The sequence below is a fragment of the Streptomyces sp. NPDC001634 genome (genome assembly GCF_040298185.1).
Classification (GTDB): Bacteria; Actinomycetota; Actinomycetes; order Streptomycetales; family Streptomycetaceae; genus Streptomyces.
The window spans coordinates 24,310-41,152 of record NZ_JBEOZU010000066.1 but is presented as its reverse complement, the minus strand read 5'-3'; the positions used below and the strand labels follow the sequence as shown (position 1 = coordinate 41,152).

Genomic DNA, 16,843 nt, shown 5'->3' with positions numbered 1-16,843 from the left:
CGCAGGAATCGGCCCGAATACATCGCATGGTCCCGGGTAGCCGCGCGGCCATGGCTCCCCCACGGACAACCACCAGACGGTCGCTGCTCGCCGGTGTCGCCGCGTTCGGCGCACTCGGCGCCGCCGGCTGCAGCCGCGTGGCCACGGCCGCGAGCACAAACGGCGGCGATCTGCTCGGCCGGCTCAAGGCCCAGGGCGTCGTCCGGCTCGGCATCGCCGGCGAGATCCCCTTCGGCTACATCGACAAGGACGGCAAACTGACCGGCGAGGCCCCGGAACTGGCGAAGGTCGTCTTCAGACGCCTCGGCGTCGACCGCGTCCAGCCCGTGCCGACCGAGTTCGGCTCGCTCATCCCGGGGCTGAACTCACAGCAGTTCGACGTGGTCTCCGCCGGCATGTACATCAATCCGGAACGCTGCCAGCAGGTCATTTTCGCCGATCCCGACTACCAGATGCTCGACTCGTTCATCGTGCGGAAGGGCAACCCGAAGGGCCTGCACGACTACAAGGACGTCGTAGCGAAGAAGGCGAAGTTCGCCACCGGGACCGGATACGCCGAGATCCAGTACGCCGTCGAGGCCGGCTACAAGGAGAGCGACATCCTGATCGTCCCCGACCAGGTCGCCGGGCTGAACGCGGTCGAGGCCGGGCGCGCCGACGTGTTCGCCGGGACCGCGCTCACCGCCCGCGAGGTCGTCAAGAAGTCCCCCACGGCGGAGGCGACCACGCCCTTCGCGCCCCTGGTGAAGGGCAAACCGCACGTGGACGGCGGCGGCTTCGCCTTCCGGTCCACCGAGACACGGCTGCGGGACGCCTTCAACGCCGAACTGAAGAAGATGAAGGAAAGCGGCGAACTCTTCCGCATCCTGCGCCCGTTCGGTTTCACCAAGGCCGAGATGACCGGCATGACCGCGAAGGAGCTGTGCCGCGGATGACCTCGGGACTCTGGGAACTCGTACTGAAAGGGATCTGGACGACCATCCAGCTCCTCGTGCTCAGCGCGCTGCTCGCGACGGCCGTCTCCTTCGCCGTCGGCATGGCGCGCATCCATCGGCGGTGGATCGTCCGCTTCCTCGCCGGCTTCTACACCGAGGTGTTCCGCGGCACCTCCGCCCTGATCATGATCTTCTGGGTGTTCTTCGTGCTGCCGCTCGCCTTCGGCTGGCAGCTGGTCCCGATGTGGGCGGGCACGCTCGCGCTGGGACTGACGTACGGGGCGTACGGCGCCGAGATCGTGCGCGGCGCCCTGAACTCCGTCGACCCGGCGCAGCGCGAGGGCGGTATCGCGCTGAGCTTCACTCCGTGGCAGCGGATGCAGAAGATCCTGCTGCCGCAGGCGGTGCCGGAGATGATCCCCTCGTTCTGCAACCTGCTGGTCGAGCTGCTCAAGGGCACCGCGCTGGTCTCCATCATGGGCATGGGCGACCTGGCGTTCAGCGGCAACCTGGTGCGGCTCGCGCTCCAGGAGAGCGCACATATCTACACGTACGTCCTGCTCATCTACTTCGTGATCGCCTTCCTGCTCACCCGGCTGATGCGCAGGCTCGAACACCGGCTCAAGGCCCGGGTCGGAAGGGCTCCGGAGTCCCGTGTCTCCATCCCGCAGCCCGTCGGAGGTGCTGTCTCGTGAACTGGGACTGGGGTGCCGTCCGCGACTTCATGCCGCACTTCTGGGACGGCCTGCTCGTCACCCTCCAGGCGCTGGCCCTCGGCTCGCTGATCTCGTTCGCCCTCGGACTGGTGTGGGCGCTGCTGATGCGCACGCCGACCCGCTGGGTGCGCTGGCCGGTGGGGATCGTGACCGAGTTCATCCGCGACACCCCGCTGCTGGTGCAGCTGTTCTTCCTCTTCTACGTGCTGCCCGAGTGGGGTCTGACCTTCTCCGCGCTGACCACCGGTGTCGTCGCGATCGGCCTGCACTACTCGACGTACACGATGCAGGTCTACCGGGCCGGCATCGAGGCCGTACCCGCCGGCCAGTGGGAGGCGGCCACCGCGCTGAGCCTGCCCGCGCGCCGCACCTGGACCGCGGTGATCCTGCCGCAGGCGATCCGCCGGGTCGTACCGGCGCTCGGGAACTACGTGATCTCGATGCTCAAGGACACGCCGATGCTGATGGCGATCACCGTCCTCGACATGCTCGGCGAGGCGCGGCTCTTCTCACAGCAGCACTTCCAGTTCACCGAGCCGCTCACCGTCATCGGTGTGGCCTTCGTCCTCATCTCCTATCCCGCCTCCCTCCTCCTGCGAGCCCTGGAGCGACGTCTTGTCCGCTGACACCCCCCTGATGAAGGAACCCGACGCCCACGCCACCCCGCCCTCGGCCAACGGCGAACTGATCCGCTTCGACAAGGTCACCAAGCGCTTCGGCGACCACACGGTCCTCGACCGGCTCGACTTCTCGGTCGACGCGGGCCGGCACGTCACCCTGATCGGCCCCTCGGGCTCGGGGAAGACCACGATCCTGCGGCTGCTGATGACCCTCACCAAGCCCGACGAGGGCACGATCACGGTCGCCGGGCAGCGGCTCTTCCCGGCCGACGAGAAGCAGGTCCGGGAGATCCGCAAGAACATCGGGATGGTCTTCCAGCAGTTCAACCTGTTCCCGAACATGAAGGTCCTGCGGAACATCACCGAGGCGCCGGTCACCGTCCTCGGCCTGTCGAAGGACGAGGCCGAACAGCGGGCCCGGGAGCTGCTCGACCTGGTGGGGCTCAGTGACCACCTCGACAAATACCCGAGCCAGCTCTCCGGCGGCCAGCAGCAACGCGTCGCGATCGCCCGCGCGCTGGCGATGCGCCCGCAGGTGCTGCTGCTCGACGAGGTCACGTCCGCGCTCGACCCGGAGCTGGTCGCCGGGGTCCTCGACGTCCTCCGTGACATCGCCCGCACCACGGACATCACCATGCTCTGCGTCACCCACGAGATGAACTTCGCCCGGGACATCTCCGACCGGGTCCTGATGTTTGATTCCGGCCATGTCATCGAGGCGGGTTCCCCGGAGAAGATCTTCAGCGAACCCGAGCAGACGCGCACCCGGGAGTTCCTCAGCGCAGTGCTGTGACTACGAGAAGTGAACGCGGCGGCTTTGCCGGGCCCGTGGCGGCCGGTTCATGACCAGGGCATATGCCAGAGTGGCGCGTTCCTGCTGAGAGGGGCGGAACGCACCACAAAGTTCGTCAACACCCGCTCCCCGGAGAGCTCTTGAGCCTTATCGTGGTGGAAGCCAAGCTGTCCCGAGAATGGCCCAAAAAGCGCAGGGGGAGACCGTGGCGCTGACCCATGAGCCGACCGCCCCGTACCACTCGGCCCAGGACGCACTGCGCGTCCTCGAGACGGTGGCGCGCCGCGCCACCGGCGTCACCGACGCCGAAATCGCCCGTCAGACCGGCCTCGGCACCCAGCGGCTGACCTCGCTGCTGCGGATGCTGCGCAGGGAGGGGTACGTCGAGCAGACCACCGACGGCTCCTACGTCACCGGTGCCGCCCTCAGCCGGCTCGGTGCCGCAGCCGGCCATGAGCAGGCGCTGCACGAGAAGCTCCAGAACACCCTCGACCAGCTGCGCGACTCGGTGGGCGCCGCGATCTACATCAGCCGCTATATCGACGGGGAGGTGCACGTCACCCAGTGCGCCGAGAGCCTGGCGGCGCCTGCGGTGCACGAGTGGGTGGACTTCCGCTCCTCGGCCCACGCCAGCGCGGTCGGCAAGAGCCTGCTCGGCCAGCTGGACCTCAACGGCCGCCGGGACCACCTCGCCCGCCACAGGATGGCCCGGCTCACCTCGCGGACGATCACCAGCGAGAAGGTCCTGCTCTCCCGCCTCGCCGCCCATCCGCCCACGGTCCCGGTGCTCGACCTGCAGGAGTACGCGGTGGGCACGGTCTGCGCGGCCGTCCCGATCACCGCGGGCTCCTCGGTGGGCTGCCTGGCACTGTCCCTGCCCGTGGAACACGCGTACCGACTGCGCCAGGCGGCGGACCGGCTGAACAAGGGGGCGGCCCCGGTGCTCCTGTCCCTGGCGATCTGAGGGTGGTCACAAGCACCCCTCCGGACCAGGTAGTATTTCTTATGTCGCCGGACGCGAGAGCGAAACGCGACAGAGTCTGCGCCGCTAGCTCAGTTGGTTAGAGCAGCTGACTCTTAATCAGCGGGTCCGGGGTTCGAGTCCCTGGCGGCGCACGATGACAATGGCGAGCCGTGTTCGCAGAAAGCGCGAACCAGCTCGCCATTGTCGTGTCTGCGCAGCTTCGCCGCGCGTTGTGGGGGCTTCGCCACCCACACAGAGCAGGCGGTAGTCGTACTCCCCCGGTGGCCGCCACCACACCGGATCCGGGCGCCGGAAGGCCTCCCGCCGCAGCCGCACCCGGTGGATCTTGTTGGTGGCGGTGACCGGCATGTACTCCATGATCCGTACGAACCGGGGTGCCATTTTCGTCCCGAGGTCCGACTGAGCGGCGAGGAAGGCCCCGAAGGCCACGGGATCGAAGCCGGCACCGTCCCTCAGTGTCACCGCCGCCATCACCTGGTCCCCCGCCACCGGATCCGGTACCGCGTACACCGCTATGGCACCGGCGTCCCCGTACCGGGCGAGGATGTTCTCGATCATCGCGGCGGCCGGGTTCTCGCTGTCGACGCGGAGCCGGTCGTCGGTGCGGCCCGCGAAGTAGAAGTAGCCGTCGGTGTCCCGGTCGTGCCCCGTACGCCCGGACGTCGTCCAGGAACCCCGAGGCCGAAAAGCGCCGCCTGAGCGCGATCGCGGCGTCCGAGGTGAGCGCGGGGCCCCGGTCGGCGATGACCGCGTTGGCGTGGAACATCGGCATGCAGATGTAGTGCACGTCGTCGGCGTCGAGCCCGAAGGGGCGGACCAGCGACCGGCCGGCCGCCGCGAGCCGCCCCTGGGTGCAGATCGCGGCCTTGGGGCGCCGGTGGAGCCGGAGGTGAAGTAGAGCAGGAGGCAGTCGGCGGGGGTGGCCTTCGGGGCGTCCGGCTCGGCACCCGCGTACGCGGCGACGAGGTCGTCGTAGGCGTCGGTGTCGGTCACCAGCAGGCGCACTCCTCGATGCTCGACTGCTCCCCCACGCTCGGCTTCGCTCGCGCGGGAGGGACCCCCACCGCGGGGGACCCCCACGGCTGGTCGAGCCCGTCGAGCAGGGGCAGGTGGGCGCGCTCGGTGGCCAGGACCCGGCACTCGGTGTGCAGGATGTCGCGGACCAGCTCCGGTCCGCGCCGGGTGGGGTTGATCCCGGCGACGGCCGCGCGCGCGAGGGCCGCCGCGCTCAGCCACAGCGGATACTCGGGGGTGTTGTCGAGCAGCACGCCGAGGTGCGGTTCGGCGCCCGCCGGCAGCAGATCGGCGAGCAGCGCCGCCCGGGCCGCGGCCCCGCGGCCATCTCGTGCCCGCTGAGCACCCGTCCCTCGAACCACAGCCCCGGCCGGTGGTCACCCCATCGCTCCCGCACCAGCTGAGCGACGGTACGCGTCATGGACTCCATGGAGCCGCCGCGCACGTTAATTGACATACCGTCAGATCTGCAGGTCTCGGAGCGGACCACGGGCCGGGCGCCCCCGGTCACGGCAGGCTCGCGAACGAACCGTCCGCGAAGACTTCCGTGTACGTCACCATGAAGAAGACGCAGAAGGCGGCGATCACCGAGAGGAACGCCAGGATGCCGACCGCCTCCGCCAGAACCCTCCCCGGAGCGGGGGCATGGGCGGTGGCGCGTTCGGGGTGGTCCGCCGTGTAGTGGACGGTGACGATGTCGCCCTCGATCGTCGTCCCCGGGCCGTTCGGCTCCTCGAAGCGGACCGTGCGGCCCTCACGGGTCGTGAACTCGTACACGTGGTGCAGCCGCGTCCGCACGGAGTTCTCGTCTCCGGCACTCGTGGTCGCGTACGTGCGCAGGCAGCGCGCCTCCGCGGTCAGACCGCTGTTCCAGTTGCCGCGCAGCCGGAGCGAGCGGCGCACCACCGCGGTCGCCCCGGCCAGTACGCCGGCGATCATCAGGCTCGGCACCGCGTAGAAGAAGAAGTCCATGGTTCCCCCGGGATCGGTACGACTCCACGCACGCCGTCATGGTCATGCCGACGTGCGTGGAACGTACCCGCCCGGGAGGCCGGCGCTCCTCAAGGGAGGCTCAGAAAGCGGCCCTCGGACGGACCCAGGACGGACCCGGGACGGACCCGGGACAGTGCGTGGCTCAGAACGTGACGTCCGCGCACGAGTAGAACGCGTTGCCCGTGTCCGCGATCGTCCACACCCCGAGGACGAGGTGATGGCCGCTCAGCCCGGTCGGCAGGGTGCCGGTGTGGGTGAGCGTGGACGGCGGGCGCTGACCGTTGTACGGAATCGTCAGGAACGGGGTGGTGTTCAGGTCCGCCCGGGTCAGCGGGTGGTTCTGGTTCCACCCCGGCTTCGTGACGTAGTACCTGAAGTCGGTCGTGGCGTGCGAGGCGGTGAACTGCCAGCGGAAGGTGTAGCTCTGCCCTCCGGTCACCCGGGTCGTCGGCCAGGCCGTGCCCGACGGGGTCCTCGGCTGGTCGAGGGCACCGAAGTTGGTGTGGTTCGCGGAACATATCCGGCCGTCGCCTGGACCGGCCGCCGGGAAGCCCTTCGGGCCCTCGACACTCTGCGGCTCCCACTGGATGTCACCGCAGCCGGTGACGATGCCCCCGTTCGCGGCGCACATCTTCTGCCGGCTGAGGGGCTGGTCGGTGTAGCCATGGGCGTCGGCGGTACCCGTGGAGAGCACGAATGTGCCGGCCGTGGCGAGACCGACCACGGCCGCGTACCACTTCGCCTTCCTGGTCGCCGTCCCGGTCGCTTTCCTGGTCTCTTTCCTGGTCGTACGGATGCGCATGCTGCCGCTCCTGGAGGATGTGGGGAGTTCCTTGAGCCGTGCGCGCAGCGTTCAGGTCTAGACCAAGTCTCAGATTATGACCGGGACTTGAACATGTCCATACCAATCAGGCCGCTTTCACGCCCCGTCGGCCGCACGCCCCGCGCAGAACGCCACCGTCAGATCCCGCACCAGCGCCTTGCGCTCGTAGTCGTCGAGTTCGACCAGGCCCCGCCGAGTCAGCCGGGCCACCGTGTCCTCGACCGAGTCGACCACCGAGGTGAGCACGGTGTCGCGGTGCTCCGCGTCGAGCGCGGCCAGCCGGCGGCGCTGCATCCGTGCGGCGATCTCGGGGTGGTACTCGATCTGCGACGGCTGCACCGAGAACACCTCCAGGCCGACCGACGCCGTGTCCGCCACCACCAACCGGGTCAGCGTCTCGGCGACCGCCTCGAGGTCGGACAGGTTCACCCCGTCCTTGGCCGCCGGCAGTTCGGCCGACGTCTGCGGCAGCACCCGCACGAGCGCACACTCGACGCACTCCCGCAGATATGCCTCGTGGTCGTCGACGCCGAACACGGCCCGCGCGGTGTCCTTGACCCGCCAGGTCACCAGGACGACCACGCGCAGCGCAACCCCGTTGGCGTCGGTGGCGGGCAACGGCCCACTGCGCCAGTGCCGCAGCCGCACATCGACCCGGCGGCACACGAGCAGCGGGTTGACCCACATCAGGCCGGTGCGACGGACCGTGCCGCGATAGCGGCCGAACAGGCCCATCACCCAGGCACGTCCCGTGCGCCCGCGCGTGAGCCCACCGAAGCCGAACAGGACGAGCGCGCCCGCCCCGGCGTACGCGGCCCACTGCGCGACCCCGAGCCCCGCACGCACACCCGCCGGAAGCTTCAACACGCGCATCGCGAGGGGCGGCAGGACGCCGGCCCACCACGAAACGGCCATCAGGCCGGCCAGTCCGCACAGACCCGCCAGCACGCCCACCGCCCCGGGCAACGCCCGGGCCGGCCGTTCGACCAGCTCGGGGTCGACGACCGGCACCTGCCGGGCCGACGGGTCGGGCCGGGCCACCCGCGGAATCTCGCCGGTGCCCAGCCGCCGCCCCACGACGGCCGGTACCGGCGGCACGGCGGCCGCGTCGGGGCCCTCACGGAACAGCAGGTGGACGGGGATATCAGTGGTCGACTCACTGTGGATGAGCCGCCCGTTCCGGGTGTCGTCCGGGGTCCCTTCGGACTCCGGGGTCGGCGATGTCGTCGTACTCATGTGTTCCTCCTTGCCTCGGCGCCGCTCAGGAGAACAGCCGTCGCCACGTCTCGGGTCCCGGGTGGCCGTCGGCCGCCCGGCCGCGCCATCCCAGGGCGCGCTGGAACGCCTCGACGTTCCGCCGGTCCTCCTCGCTCCATCGCGGACCGGGCCCCTTGGCGTAGTGCGTGCCGAACCCCTTCTTGATCAGCTGTCGGCCCAGCAGAGTGATGTACGGGTCGTCGGCCCCCGGCCGGAACACCCCTGGCCCCGGATAGCCGGGCACCCCGGGCGCGGCGGCACGCCGCGGTCCCGCGGTCCCGGCGCGGGCTTCGGCCCCGGGGATGTCCTTGCCGTGCTTGCGCAGCAGATACGACCAGGTCGTCGGGCCCGGCAGTCCGTCCGCCCCCGGTCCGGCCCAGCCCTGCGCCCGCTGGAACGCCCGGGTCGCCTCCCGGTCCGATCCGGACCAGCGCGACCCGGGGCCGGCGGCGTAGAAGCGGGCCGCGCCGCGTGTGACGAGGAGCTTGCCGAGCTGGGCGACATACGCGTTGTCGGCGCCCAGGCCGAATGTGGTGGTGCCGGGATAGCCGGCCGGCGAGGCGGGCGCGCCGCTCGCCGGGACCGGCACGGCCTTGCCCTTGCTCTCGGCCACCTTGCCCTTGTTCTCGGCCACCTTGTCCTTGCTCTTGCTCTCGATCACTCTCTTGTAGCGGTACGGCACATAGCGGTCGGAATAGCTCCAGTACGCGTAAGGGGTGGCCTGCCGCCGGGCGGCCGGCGGGGTCTCCTCGTAGGCGATGTAGGAGGTGTGCGTGTAGTCCGTCCAGCCGCCGAAGATGACGACGTGCGATCCCTTCTCCGGGTTGTCGGGGTTGTGGAAGAGAAGGATGTCGCCGGGCTGCAGATCCTCCTTGGAAATACGGACGCCGAACTGGTCGAGGCTGCCCGTCCATTCGTTGGTGCCGAGGTTCCAGGCCATCGAGACGAAGCCGGAGCAGTCCTGTCGGTAACCGTCCGACCAGTAGTCGTCCATGCTGTACGGAACCTCGGCCGCGACCCATTTCTTGGCCCGGCTGATGATCTCCGCGCGGGTCGTCTTCGGCGCGGCCGCCGGGGCCCGCCTCGCGCCGGGGCCGTGCAGCGGCGCCGTGTGGCCCTGCGGGGTCTGAGGGATCTCGTCACCTGTGGGGTCGCCCGGCCGGGGCTGTGCATGGACGGCCGCGACGGCGGGCACCGTCTGGCCCACCCCGAGCACCGTGCTCACGGCGGCGGCCAGCACCAAGGCCCTGCGGACCGCCGCGCGGCCGACCACGCCGGAGCGGGAGCCGGAGGGGATGACGCGGCGCCCTTGGACGCAGCCGGGGCAGTCGCAGTCGCTCATGGGATCGAATTCCTCGAATACCGGAGTCTTCATGCGGCGCCCCTCATACTCCCTGTCCACATCTGTAATGATTTGCCCTAGTTTCTGCACGCCCGTCAGTTTCCCACCTGCCCATCGGAATTACATAAATAAGGCCCGAATGATGTACACGGGAGGCCCCCTCGGGGGTACGGGAGCGTCCGGGCGGAGGCCGTCGTCGGGGCCTGCGGTCATGAGCACCCCTCGGCGTCGGGTAGAGTTCTCGAGGTCAGCAGGCGCCGCTAGCTCAGTTGGTTAGAGCAGCTGACTCTTAATCAGCGGGTCCGGGGTTCGAGTCCCTGGCGGCGCACGACCGGAAAGGCCCCTCGCCATGGCGAGGGGCCTTTCTGTATCCGTCCGCAGCCGCCCTCCGTACTTTCACGCCATCCTCTGCCGGCCACCGGCAGCACCCGGAGACTCTCGACGCGGCGCGGTCCGGGATTCCGTACGAGCGGAACAGGCCGGGCGGGAGCGCTTCCTCAACATCCGCGCACGAGTGGCCCCAACCGCCCCAGAAGGCTCCAACAAGCGTATCAATGAGCGGGTATGACCGGTAAACACCGCGTTTCGCATCTTGCGATCATGCCGGACGCCATATAACCCTGGGCTTCAAGGGACTGCCGATACACGGCAGTTGGGGGCTAGGACCGGTTTGCACCACGCGGGGACGGGGGCCCTGTCTGAACGGATGCCGAGGGGGGCATTCATGCAACCGGAAGGTCGTGTTCTGTGTCGATTTGGTGCGAGTGACGTGGCAGAGCCGACCTGACACCGATTCGTCCGTGATGGTCGAGGGGGACCAAGCGCGGCGAGAGGACCGACGAACACACGCATGCATGCGTGCGGGGGGATGACTCATGACGTCGACGCCGACCGGCGCCCGGCAGGACTTCGATCCGTCACAGACGACCCAGCTCAGGGTGCCGTCACACCGGACCGGCCACACCGGCACCATCCGCCGGATCAAGAAGACGCTGCCCAGATACGACTACGAGCACTACAGCCGGCTGGCGGGACCCCTCACCCAGCCGGATCCGACCAAGCCGTACAAGGTGCGCTACCGCTCACTGCTCTCCCAGGAACCGCACCGCATCCGCGCCGCCCTCATGCTGGGCGCGGCGCCGTTGCTCTCGCTGATCCTGCTCGGCTGGCTGCTGCAGCCCGAGCACTGGACCGAACGCGACTATCCCGCCTACGACTTCCTGCCGGCGCTCGACGTCGTGATGCTCGTCTCGATCGGTCTGATCGAGTTCTTCCGCTGCATGAACGTGCTGTCGAACGCGCACGCGACGCTGGTCGCCCGCGACCCGATCCCGGTCGTGCCCGAGACCGGCACGAGAGTCGCCTTCATCACCACATACGTCCCCGGCAAGGAACCGCTGTCGATGGTGACGAAGACCCTGGAGGCGGCCGTACGGCTGCGCCACCGGGGTCTCCTGCACGTCTGGCTCCTCGACGAGGGCGACGACCCGGAGGTGAAGGCGGTCTGCGAACGCCTGGGCGTGCACCACTTCACCCGCAAGGGCGTCGCCAAGTGGAACCGGCCCAAGGGCCCGCACCGCGCCAGGACCAAGCACGGCAACTACAACGCCTGGCTGGAGGCGCACGGCGACGACTACGACTACTTCGCCTCGGTCGACACCGACCATGTGCCATTGCCCAACTACCTGGAGCGGATGCTGGGCTTCTTCCGCGACCCGGACGTCGGCTTCGTCATCGGCCCGCAGGTCTACGGCAACTACGACACCTTCGTCACCAAGGCCGCCGAGTCGCAGCAGTTCCTCTTCCACGCGCTGATCCAGCGGGCCGGCAACCGCTACGGCGCCCCCATGTTCGTCGGCACCTCCAACGCCGTACGCATCAAGGCGCTCAAGCAGATCGGCGGTCTGTACGACTCGATCACCGAGGACATGGCGACCGGCTTCGAGATGCACCGCCACAAGAACCCGGCCACCGGGAAGAAGTGGAAGTCGGTCTACACCCCGGACGTACTCGCGGTCGGCGAGGGACCCGGCGCCTGGACGGACTTCTTCACCCAGCAACTGCGCTGGTCGCGCGGCACGTACGAGACGATCCTCAAGCAGTACTGGAAGGGCTTCTTCTCACTGCCGCCGGGCAGGCTCTTCAACTACACGATGATGATCATCTTCTACCCGATGTCTGCCCTCAACTGGATCCTGGCGGCGCTGAGTTGCGCGCTGTTCCTGGGTCTGGGCGCCTCGGGTGTGAACATCGACCCGACGGTCTGGCTGATGCTGTACGGCAACGCGTCGGCGCTGCAGATCGGCCTGTACATCTGGAACCGCCGGCACAACGTCTCGCCGCACGAGCCGGAGGGCTCCGGCGGTGTGGCCGGCATGGTGATGTCGGCGCTGTCCGCGCCGGTCTACGCCCGCTCGCTCATGGACGCCTTGCTGCGCCGCAAGAGCACGTTCGTGGTGACTCCCAAGGGCGATTCGACGAGTCCCGACACGTTCTTCGGGACCTTCCGGATCCATCTGTTCTTCATCCTGGTCTTCGGCGGCTCGATCGTCGCCGGCTTCCTCCTCGGCCACCACCATCCCGCGATGATCACCTGGGCCTCTCTCGCCCTGCTGATCACGGCCTCGCCCCTCTTCGTGTGGCGCTGGACCCTGCGCAGGGAAAAGAAGCAGCCTGCCGCTGCGGACGAGCCACAGGACGCGCCGGTGGTACCGCACCAGGCCGCCGGTGCGCACACGCCGGGGCAGCCGCCCACCTGGAACGGCGACGAGAGCAATGACCAGACGATGCAGATCGCCCTTGGGGGACACAAGAAATGAAAGACCAGGCCGGCCTCCGTCGCGCTCGTCGGTTCGCGATCGGCACGGCGGTGGTCATCGCGCTGGCCGGAATGAACGGCCCGTGGCTCTACCGCTTCGGGACGGAGAGGTACCACGACTACACGATCAACAAGCCCGAGTACAAAGCGAAGAACGGGCACTGGCAGATCGTCGAGTTCCCCAAGGAGTACCGACAGGACACCATCCACGCGGTGCTGCTGCACACCGGGAAAGTGCTGCTCATCGCGGGCTCGGGCAACAATCAGGACAACTTCGACAAGAAGCAGTTCGACAGCCGGATCTGGGATCCGGTCAAGGGCACCATCAAGAAGGTGCCCACGCCGAACGACCTGTTCTGCACGGGCCACACCCAGCTCGCCAACGGCAACATCCTGATCGCGGGCGGCACCAAGCGGTACGAGAAGCTGAAGGGGGACGTCACCAAGGCCGGCGGCCTGATGATCGTCCACAACGAGAACCCGGACAAGCCGATCACACTGCCCGCCGGCACGAAGTTCACCGGCAGGGCGAACGAGAAGAGCTTCGTGTCCAAGGACCCCGTCCTGGTCCCGCGCGCGAAGAAGGTCTTCGACAAGACCGGCAAGTGGCTGCGCAACGACCCCGGTATCGGCCGGATCTACGTGGAGGCACAGCAGAGCGGCCAGAAGTACGAGACCGGCACCGAGGACAACTACCGGGTGCAGGGCCTCACGGGTGCCGACGCACGCAACACGTACGGCATCGCCAACAAACTCGGCCTCGACAAGCGGGACTTCCAGGGAATCCGGGACTCCTACGAGTTCGATCCGGTCGCCGAGAAGTACATCAAGGTCGACCCGATGAACGAGGCCCGCTGGTACCCGACGCTCACCACCCTGAGCGACGGCAGGATCCTCAGTGTCTCCGGGCTCGACGACATCGGGCAGCTGGTCCCGGGCAAGAACGAGATCTTCGACCCGCAGTCCAGGACCTGGACGTATACAAAGAAGATCCGCCAGTTCCCGACCTATCCGGCGCTGTTTCTGATGCAGAACGGCAAGATCTTCTACTCGGGTTCGAACGCGGGGTACGGACCGGACAACGTGGGCCGTGACCCCGGCGTCTGGGACGTGGACACCGACACGTTCACCAAGGTGCCCGGGCTCAGCGACCCGAACATGATGGAGACGTCCGGAACCGTGCTGCTGCCCCCGGCCCAGGACGAGAAGTACCTCGTCATCGGCGGCGGCGGTGTCGGTGAGTCCAAGCTGGCCACCAACAGGACGCGGCTGGTCGACCTGAAGGCGGACCACCCGCGCTTCACGGACGGGCCGACGCTGGAGAAGGGCACGCGCTACCCGCAGTCCTCGATCCTCCCCGACGACACGGTGCTGGTCTCGGGCGGCTCGGAGGACTACCGCGGTCGCGGTGAGTCCGACATCAGGCAGGCGCGCATCTACCACCCGGACACCAACACCTTCCAGCAGGTCGCCGACCCGCTGGTGGGGCGTGACTACCACTCCGGGTCGCTTCTGCTGCCCGACGGCCGCGTGATGTTCTTCGGCTCCAACCCGCTCTTCGCGGACAAGGCCAACACCAAGCCCGGTGTCTTCGAACAGCGCATCGAGATCTACACACCGCCGTATCTGTACCGGGACTCGCGGCCCGCCTTGTCGGGCGGACCGGGGACCATCGGGCGAGGTGCGTCGGGCACGTTCACATCGCAGCACGCGTCGGCGATCAAGAAGGTACGGCTGATCCGGCCGAGCGCGTCCACGCACGTGACGGACGTGGACCAGCGGTCGATCGCGCTGGACTTCAGGACATCGGGGGACAGGATCACGGTGACGGTCCCGAAGAACCGGAATCTTGTGCAGTCGGGCTGGTACATGCTGTTCGTCGACGACGACCAGGGGACGCCGAGCCAAGCCCAGTGGATCAAGGTTCCGTAGCTTCAAGGCACCTGGGGTCGCCCTCCACGGCGGAGGGCGACCCCGGGCCATGTACGGAAGGCTATGTGCCGGCCTCGGCGAGCTTGAGGGCATAGTCCGGCCACCAGTCCCCCGCCTTCGGCCCGCCCTTGCATGTGCCGTCCGACTCCCCCGGGCGCTTCACCCACAGATACGCGTCCACCAGCGGGTCCGCCGTGTTCGTCGTCGGGGCCTCGCCCAGTGCCCGGCCCGGCGGATTGCACCAGCGCTGCTGCGGGTCGCCGCTCGTGTAGGGCCCGTTGCCGTTGCGGCTGGTGTCGATCACGAAGTGCTTGCCGCCGATCTTCGCCGACAGCTGTTTGCCGTACGCGATCGAGTCCTGGGTCGAGTAGAAGTTGGAGACGTTCACCGCGAAGCCGTCCGCCCCGTCGATGCCGGCCTGCTGGAGCGGCTGGTAGATCTGGTCGGGGTGCTGCCAGCCCGGGTTGCCCGCGTCCAGGTACACCTTCGTGTTCTTCAACGCCTTGAGCTTGGCGATCGCACCCCTGAGCAGGTCGTACCGCTCCTCGTGGAACTGGTTCGGAGTGCATCCGTCCACCATGTGCAGTACGGCGTCCGGCTCCAGGATCACCGTCGCGTGCCGGTCCCCGATTCCCCGGGCCACGCCGTCGATCCATGCACGGTACGCGTTGCCGTCCGCCGCGCCGCCCTGCGAGAACTGCCCGCAGTCGCGGTGCGGGATGTTGTAGAGGACCAGGATCGCCGTCCGGTCCGCCTTGTCCGCGGCCTCGGTGAACCCCTGCGCCTCCGGCTCGGGGTTCTCCGGCCCGATCCACTCCCCCGTCGGCTGCTCGGCGATCTTTCTGATCCGGTCCGCCCGGTCCGCCCTCCCGGCCTTCTCGTACGCGGTGACCTGCCGCGCCGCGTTCCCGTCCGGGTTGACCCAGAACGGGTCCGAGGCCTTGGGCTGCTGGGTGATCCGCCCGCCCGAGCCGTCCTTCTCGTCCCCGCCCCCGGAGGAGGAACACCCGGCCAGCAGCAGGGCGGCCCCCACCGCAGCCATGGTGGCGCGTGTTGCCCCCGCACCCCTCGTCCTGTACATCCAACTCCCCTTTGGGTGTACCGCCTTGGGTGTAGCGCCTTACGCACCGATCGTGACATACCTGTCGTGGTCCCCACGAGATCACCCGAACCTTGTCGGAGAGCTGTTACAGCCCAAATGCGTCCCGTGGCGAACACCCCGGCCACCCGGTGGTCAGTGTCCGCTGCCCGTCAGGTACGCGGACACGACCACGTTCGCCGAGTAGGTGCGGCTCGCCCGGTCGAACGTGCCGCCGCAGGTGACCAGCCGCAGCTCGGCCCGGCCCGGCTGCCGTGGCCCGTACGCCTCCTGGGCGTCGAAGTGGTCGCGGTCGAGGATCTTGACGTCCTCGACGGCGAACTCGGCGACCCGGCCGTCACCGCGGACCACCCGCACCGCGGCGCCCGGCCGCAAGCCGGCGAGCCGGTAGAAGACGGCGGGCTTGGTCTCGGTGTCGACATGCCCGACGAACAGGGCCGCCCCCACCGCACCGGGCTTCACCCCGGCCGCGTACCAGCCGACCACGCCCGGCTGGTCGAAGGGCGGCGGGTCGATCGCGCCCTGCCGGTCCAGTCCGCGCGGCACGACGGGCGCCTGCACCCCCAGGTCGGGGATGTCGATGCGCAGCGGCACGGCCTGCCTCAACGGCTGGGCCGCGGGCGGCAGTTCGGTGTCCGGGGGCCGGCCGACGGCGGCCATGTCCCCGGTCGTCGGCGCGGAGATGCCCTGCCGTACGTCGGTCACCGCGCGGCCCCACAGCCACAGCCCGAGGAGCAGCACCACCCAGGCGACACCCATCAGCATCCGCCCGGTGGCGGAGGAACGTTCATGTTCGTACACAGTTCACTCCGACTGGCCGCCCCGGCGGGCGCCCCGGGCGAGGGCGAGCACCGCGACGGCGGCGACGCCCGCGAGAACGAGCCCGATGACCGCCTGCCGGGTGCCGGGCCCGGCGTTGCGGACATCGGCGGACGAGACGTGCGCGGTACCGCCGCCGCCCGCGGGCACCGGCGCGACCGGCGAGGAGGGGACGGACGGCGAGTGTGTGACACCGGGGGACGCCGGGCCGGTCGTGCCGGTCGGGGCGGACTTTGCGGAGGGCGCGGAGGACGCGGAGGACGCGGACGCCGTCGGCCCGGCGACGGTGAGCACATCCTTGACCTCGCGTCCGTCGCAGCCGACCGTGACGGAGTACCTGCCCGGCTGCAGCGCGGTGCGGACCCGGGTGTCGCCGGTGAGCATGCCGTCCTTGCCGACGAGCCGCGCGTCCGCGACGAAGGCGTCCGAGACCGCGGTGCCGGTCGTGCCGGGGCAGCCCCGCACGGACAGCCGGACGTCGCTGCCCGGCGCGGGGGACGCCGGGGTCAGGAAGACGCCCTGAGCGTCCGCCGCGTACGCCGTGGGCGCGAGGGCGGCGACGACGGCCCCCGCACAGAGAGTGAGCCGTAGTGAACCCATCGTGAACCTCCCGATACCAGGAGACTCTCCCTCCGGGCACTCCGGCGCATCCGGACGGGACCCTCGACTACTCCGTACGAGGGTCGGATCCTGCGCC

Annotated in this window: 14 protein-coding genes, 2 tRNA genes and 1 pseudogene; 9 read left to right on the top strand and 8 right to left on the bottom strand. The window is 69.1% G+C overall.

What is annotated here, in order from left to right; all coding sequences use genetic code 11:
* Positions 1 to 50 precede the first annotated feature (50 nt).
* The 6 genes from ehuB (at position 51) to ABT186_RS33765 (ending at position 4,180) form a co-directional block, all read left to right on the top strand.
* Complete coding sequence (ehuB, locus tag ABT186_RS33790; protein WP_351227021.1) at positions 51 to 935, top strand: ectoine/hydroxyectoine ABC transporter substrate-binding protein EhuB; 885 nt, start codon at positions 51 to 53, stop codon at positions 933 to 935.
* Complete coding sequence (ehuC, locus tag ABT186_RS33785) at positions 932 to 1,630, top strand: ectoine/hydroxyectoine ABC transporter permease subunit EhuC (protein ID WP_351227019.1); 699 nt, start codon at positions 932 to 934, stop codon at positions 1,628 to 1,630. The genes ehuB and ehuC overlap by 4 nt, the downstream gene beginning before the upstream one ends.
* Complete coding sequence (gene ehuD, locus ABT186_RS33780) at positions 1,627 to 2,277, top strand: ectoine/hydroxyectoine ABC transporter permease subunit EhuD (protein ID WP_351227017.1); 651 nt, start codon at positions 1,627 to 1,629, stop codon at positions 2,275 to 2,277. Before ehuC ends, ehuD begins: the two co-directional genes overlap by 4 nt.
* 10 nt (positions 2,278 to 2,287) lie before the next feature.
* Entirely contained in the window at positions 2,288 to 3,064 is a 777-nt protein-coding gene (ehuA, locus tag ABT186_RS33775) for an ectoine/hydroxyectoine ABC transporter ATP-binding protein EhuA (protein WP_351227031.1), read from the top strand.
* 205 nt (positions 3,065 to 3,269) lie between these two features.
* Entirely contained in the window at positions 3,270 to 4,028 is a 759-nt protein-coding gene (locus tag ABT186_RS33770; RefSeq protein WP_351928327.1) for an IclR family transcriptional regulator, read from the top strand.
* Between the two features lie 78 nt (positions 4,029 to 4,106).
* Positions 4,107 to 4,180 (top strand) — tRNA-Lys (locus ABT186_RS33765).
* Here the strand turns inward: ABT186_RS33765 and ABT186_RS33760 are convergent.
* The 5 genes and pseudogenes from ABT186_RS33760 to ABT186_RS33740 all read right to left on the bottom strand — a co-directional run bounded on the left by ABT186_RS33760 (position 4,146) and on the right by ABT186_RS33740 (position 9,511).
* A pseudogene (locus ABT186_RS33760) lies at positions 4,146 to 5,493 on the bottom strand (AMP-binding protein). The gene ABT186_RS33765 and the pseudogene ABT186_RS33760 sit on opposite strands and share 35 nt — an antisense overlap.
* A gap of 77 nt (positions 5,494 to 5,570) precedes the next feature.
* On the bottom strand, positions 5,571 to 6,035 hold the full coding sequence (locus ABT186_RS33755) for a DUF3592 domain-containing protein (protein WP_351928325.1): 465 nt from the start codon (positions 6,033 to 6,035) through the stop codon (positions 5,571 to 5,573).
* Positions 6,036 to 6,198: 163 nt separating this feature from the next.
* Positions 6,199 to 6,858 carry a lytic polysaccharide monooxygenase auxiliary activity family 9 protein gene (locus ABT186_RS33750; RefSeq protein ID WP_351928323.1) on the bottom strand — a complete coding sequence of 220 codons (660 nt, stop codon included), beginning with the start codon at positions 6,856 to 6,858 and terminating at the stop codon, positions 6,199 to 6,201.
* Positions 6,859 to 6,975: 117 nt separating this feature from the next.
* Positions 6,976 to 8,115, bottom strand: coding sequence for an SPFH domain-containing protein (locus tag ABT186_RS33745; RefSeq protein WP_351227009.1), 1,140 nt, complete (start codon positions 8,113 to 8,115; stop codon positions 6,976 to 6,978).
* 25 nt (positions 8,116 to 8,140) lie between these two features.
* Positions 8,141 to 9,511 carry a peptidoglycan-binding protein gene (locus ABT186_RS33740; protein WP_351227007.1) on the bottom strand — a complete coding sequence of 457 codons (1,371 nt, stop codon included), beginning with the start codon at positions 9,509 to 9,511 and terminating at the stop codon, positions 8,141 to 8,143.
* Positions 9,512 to 9,732: 221 nt separating this feature from the next.
* On the opposite strand from ABT186_RS33740, the gene ABT186_RS33735 reads away from it, so the two are divergent.
* The 3 genes from ABT186_RS33735 (at position 9,733) to glxA (ending at position 14,228) form a co-directional block, all read left to right on the top strand.
* Positions 9,733 to 9,806: transfer RNA gene (locus tag ABT186_RS33735), tRNA-Lys, on the top strand.
* Positions 9,807 to 10,353: 547 nt separating this feature from the next.
* On the top strand, positions 10,354 to 12,297 hold the full coding sequence (locus ABT186_RS33730) for a glycosyltransferase family 2 protein (RefSeq protein ID WP_351227005.1): 1,944 nt from the start codon (positions 10,354 to 10,356) through the stop codon (positions 12,295 to 12,297).
* Positions 12,294 to 14,228, top strand: a complete 1,935-nt coding sequence (gene glxA, locus ABT186_RS33725; protein WP_351928321.1) for a radical copper oxidase GlxA — start codon at positions 12,294 to 12,296, stop codon at positions 14,226 to 14,228. The genes ABT186_RS33730 and glxA overlap by 4 nt, the downstream gene beginning before the upstream one ends.
* 61 nt (positions 14,229 to 14,289) lie before the next feature.
* Here glxA and ABT186_RS33720 read toward each other — a convergent pair whose 3' ends face one another.
* The 3 genes from ABT186_RS33720 to ABT186_RS33710 form a co-directional block, all read right to left on the bottom strand.
* Positions 14,290 to 15,309, bottom strand: coding sequence for a glycoside hydrolase family 6 protein (locus ABT186_RS33720; protein WP_351227001.1), 1,020 nt, complete (start codon positions 15,307 to 15,309; stop codon positions 14,290 to 14,292).
* Positions 15,310 to 15,462: 153 nt separating this feature from the next.
* Entirely contained in the window at positions 15,463 to 16,092 is a 630-nt protein-coding gene (locus ABT186_RS33715; protein ID WP_502973401.1) for a class F sortase, read from the bottom strand.
* Positions 16,093 to 16,131: 39 nt separating this feature from the next.
* On the bottom strand, positions 16,132 to 16,746 hold the full coding sequence (locus tag ABT186_RS33710) for a hypothetical protein (RefSeq protein ID WP_351226997.1): 615 nt from the start codon (positions 16,744 to 16,746) through the stop codon (positions 16,132 to 16,134).
* Positions 16,747 to 16,843 lie beyond the last annotated feature (97 nt).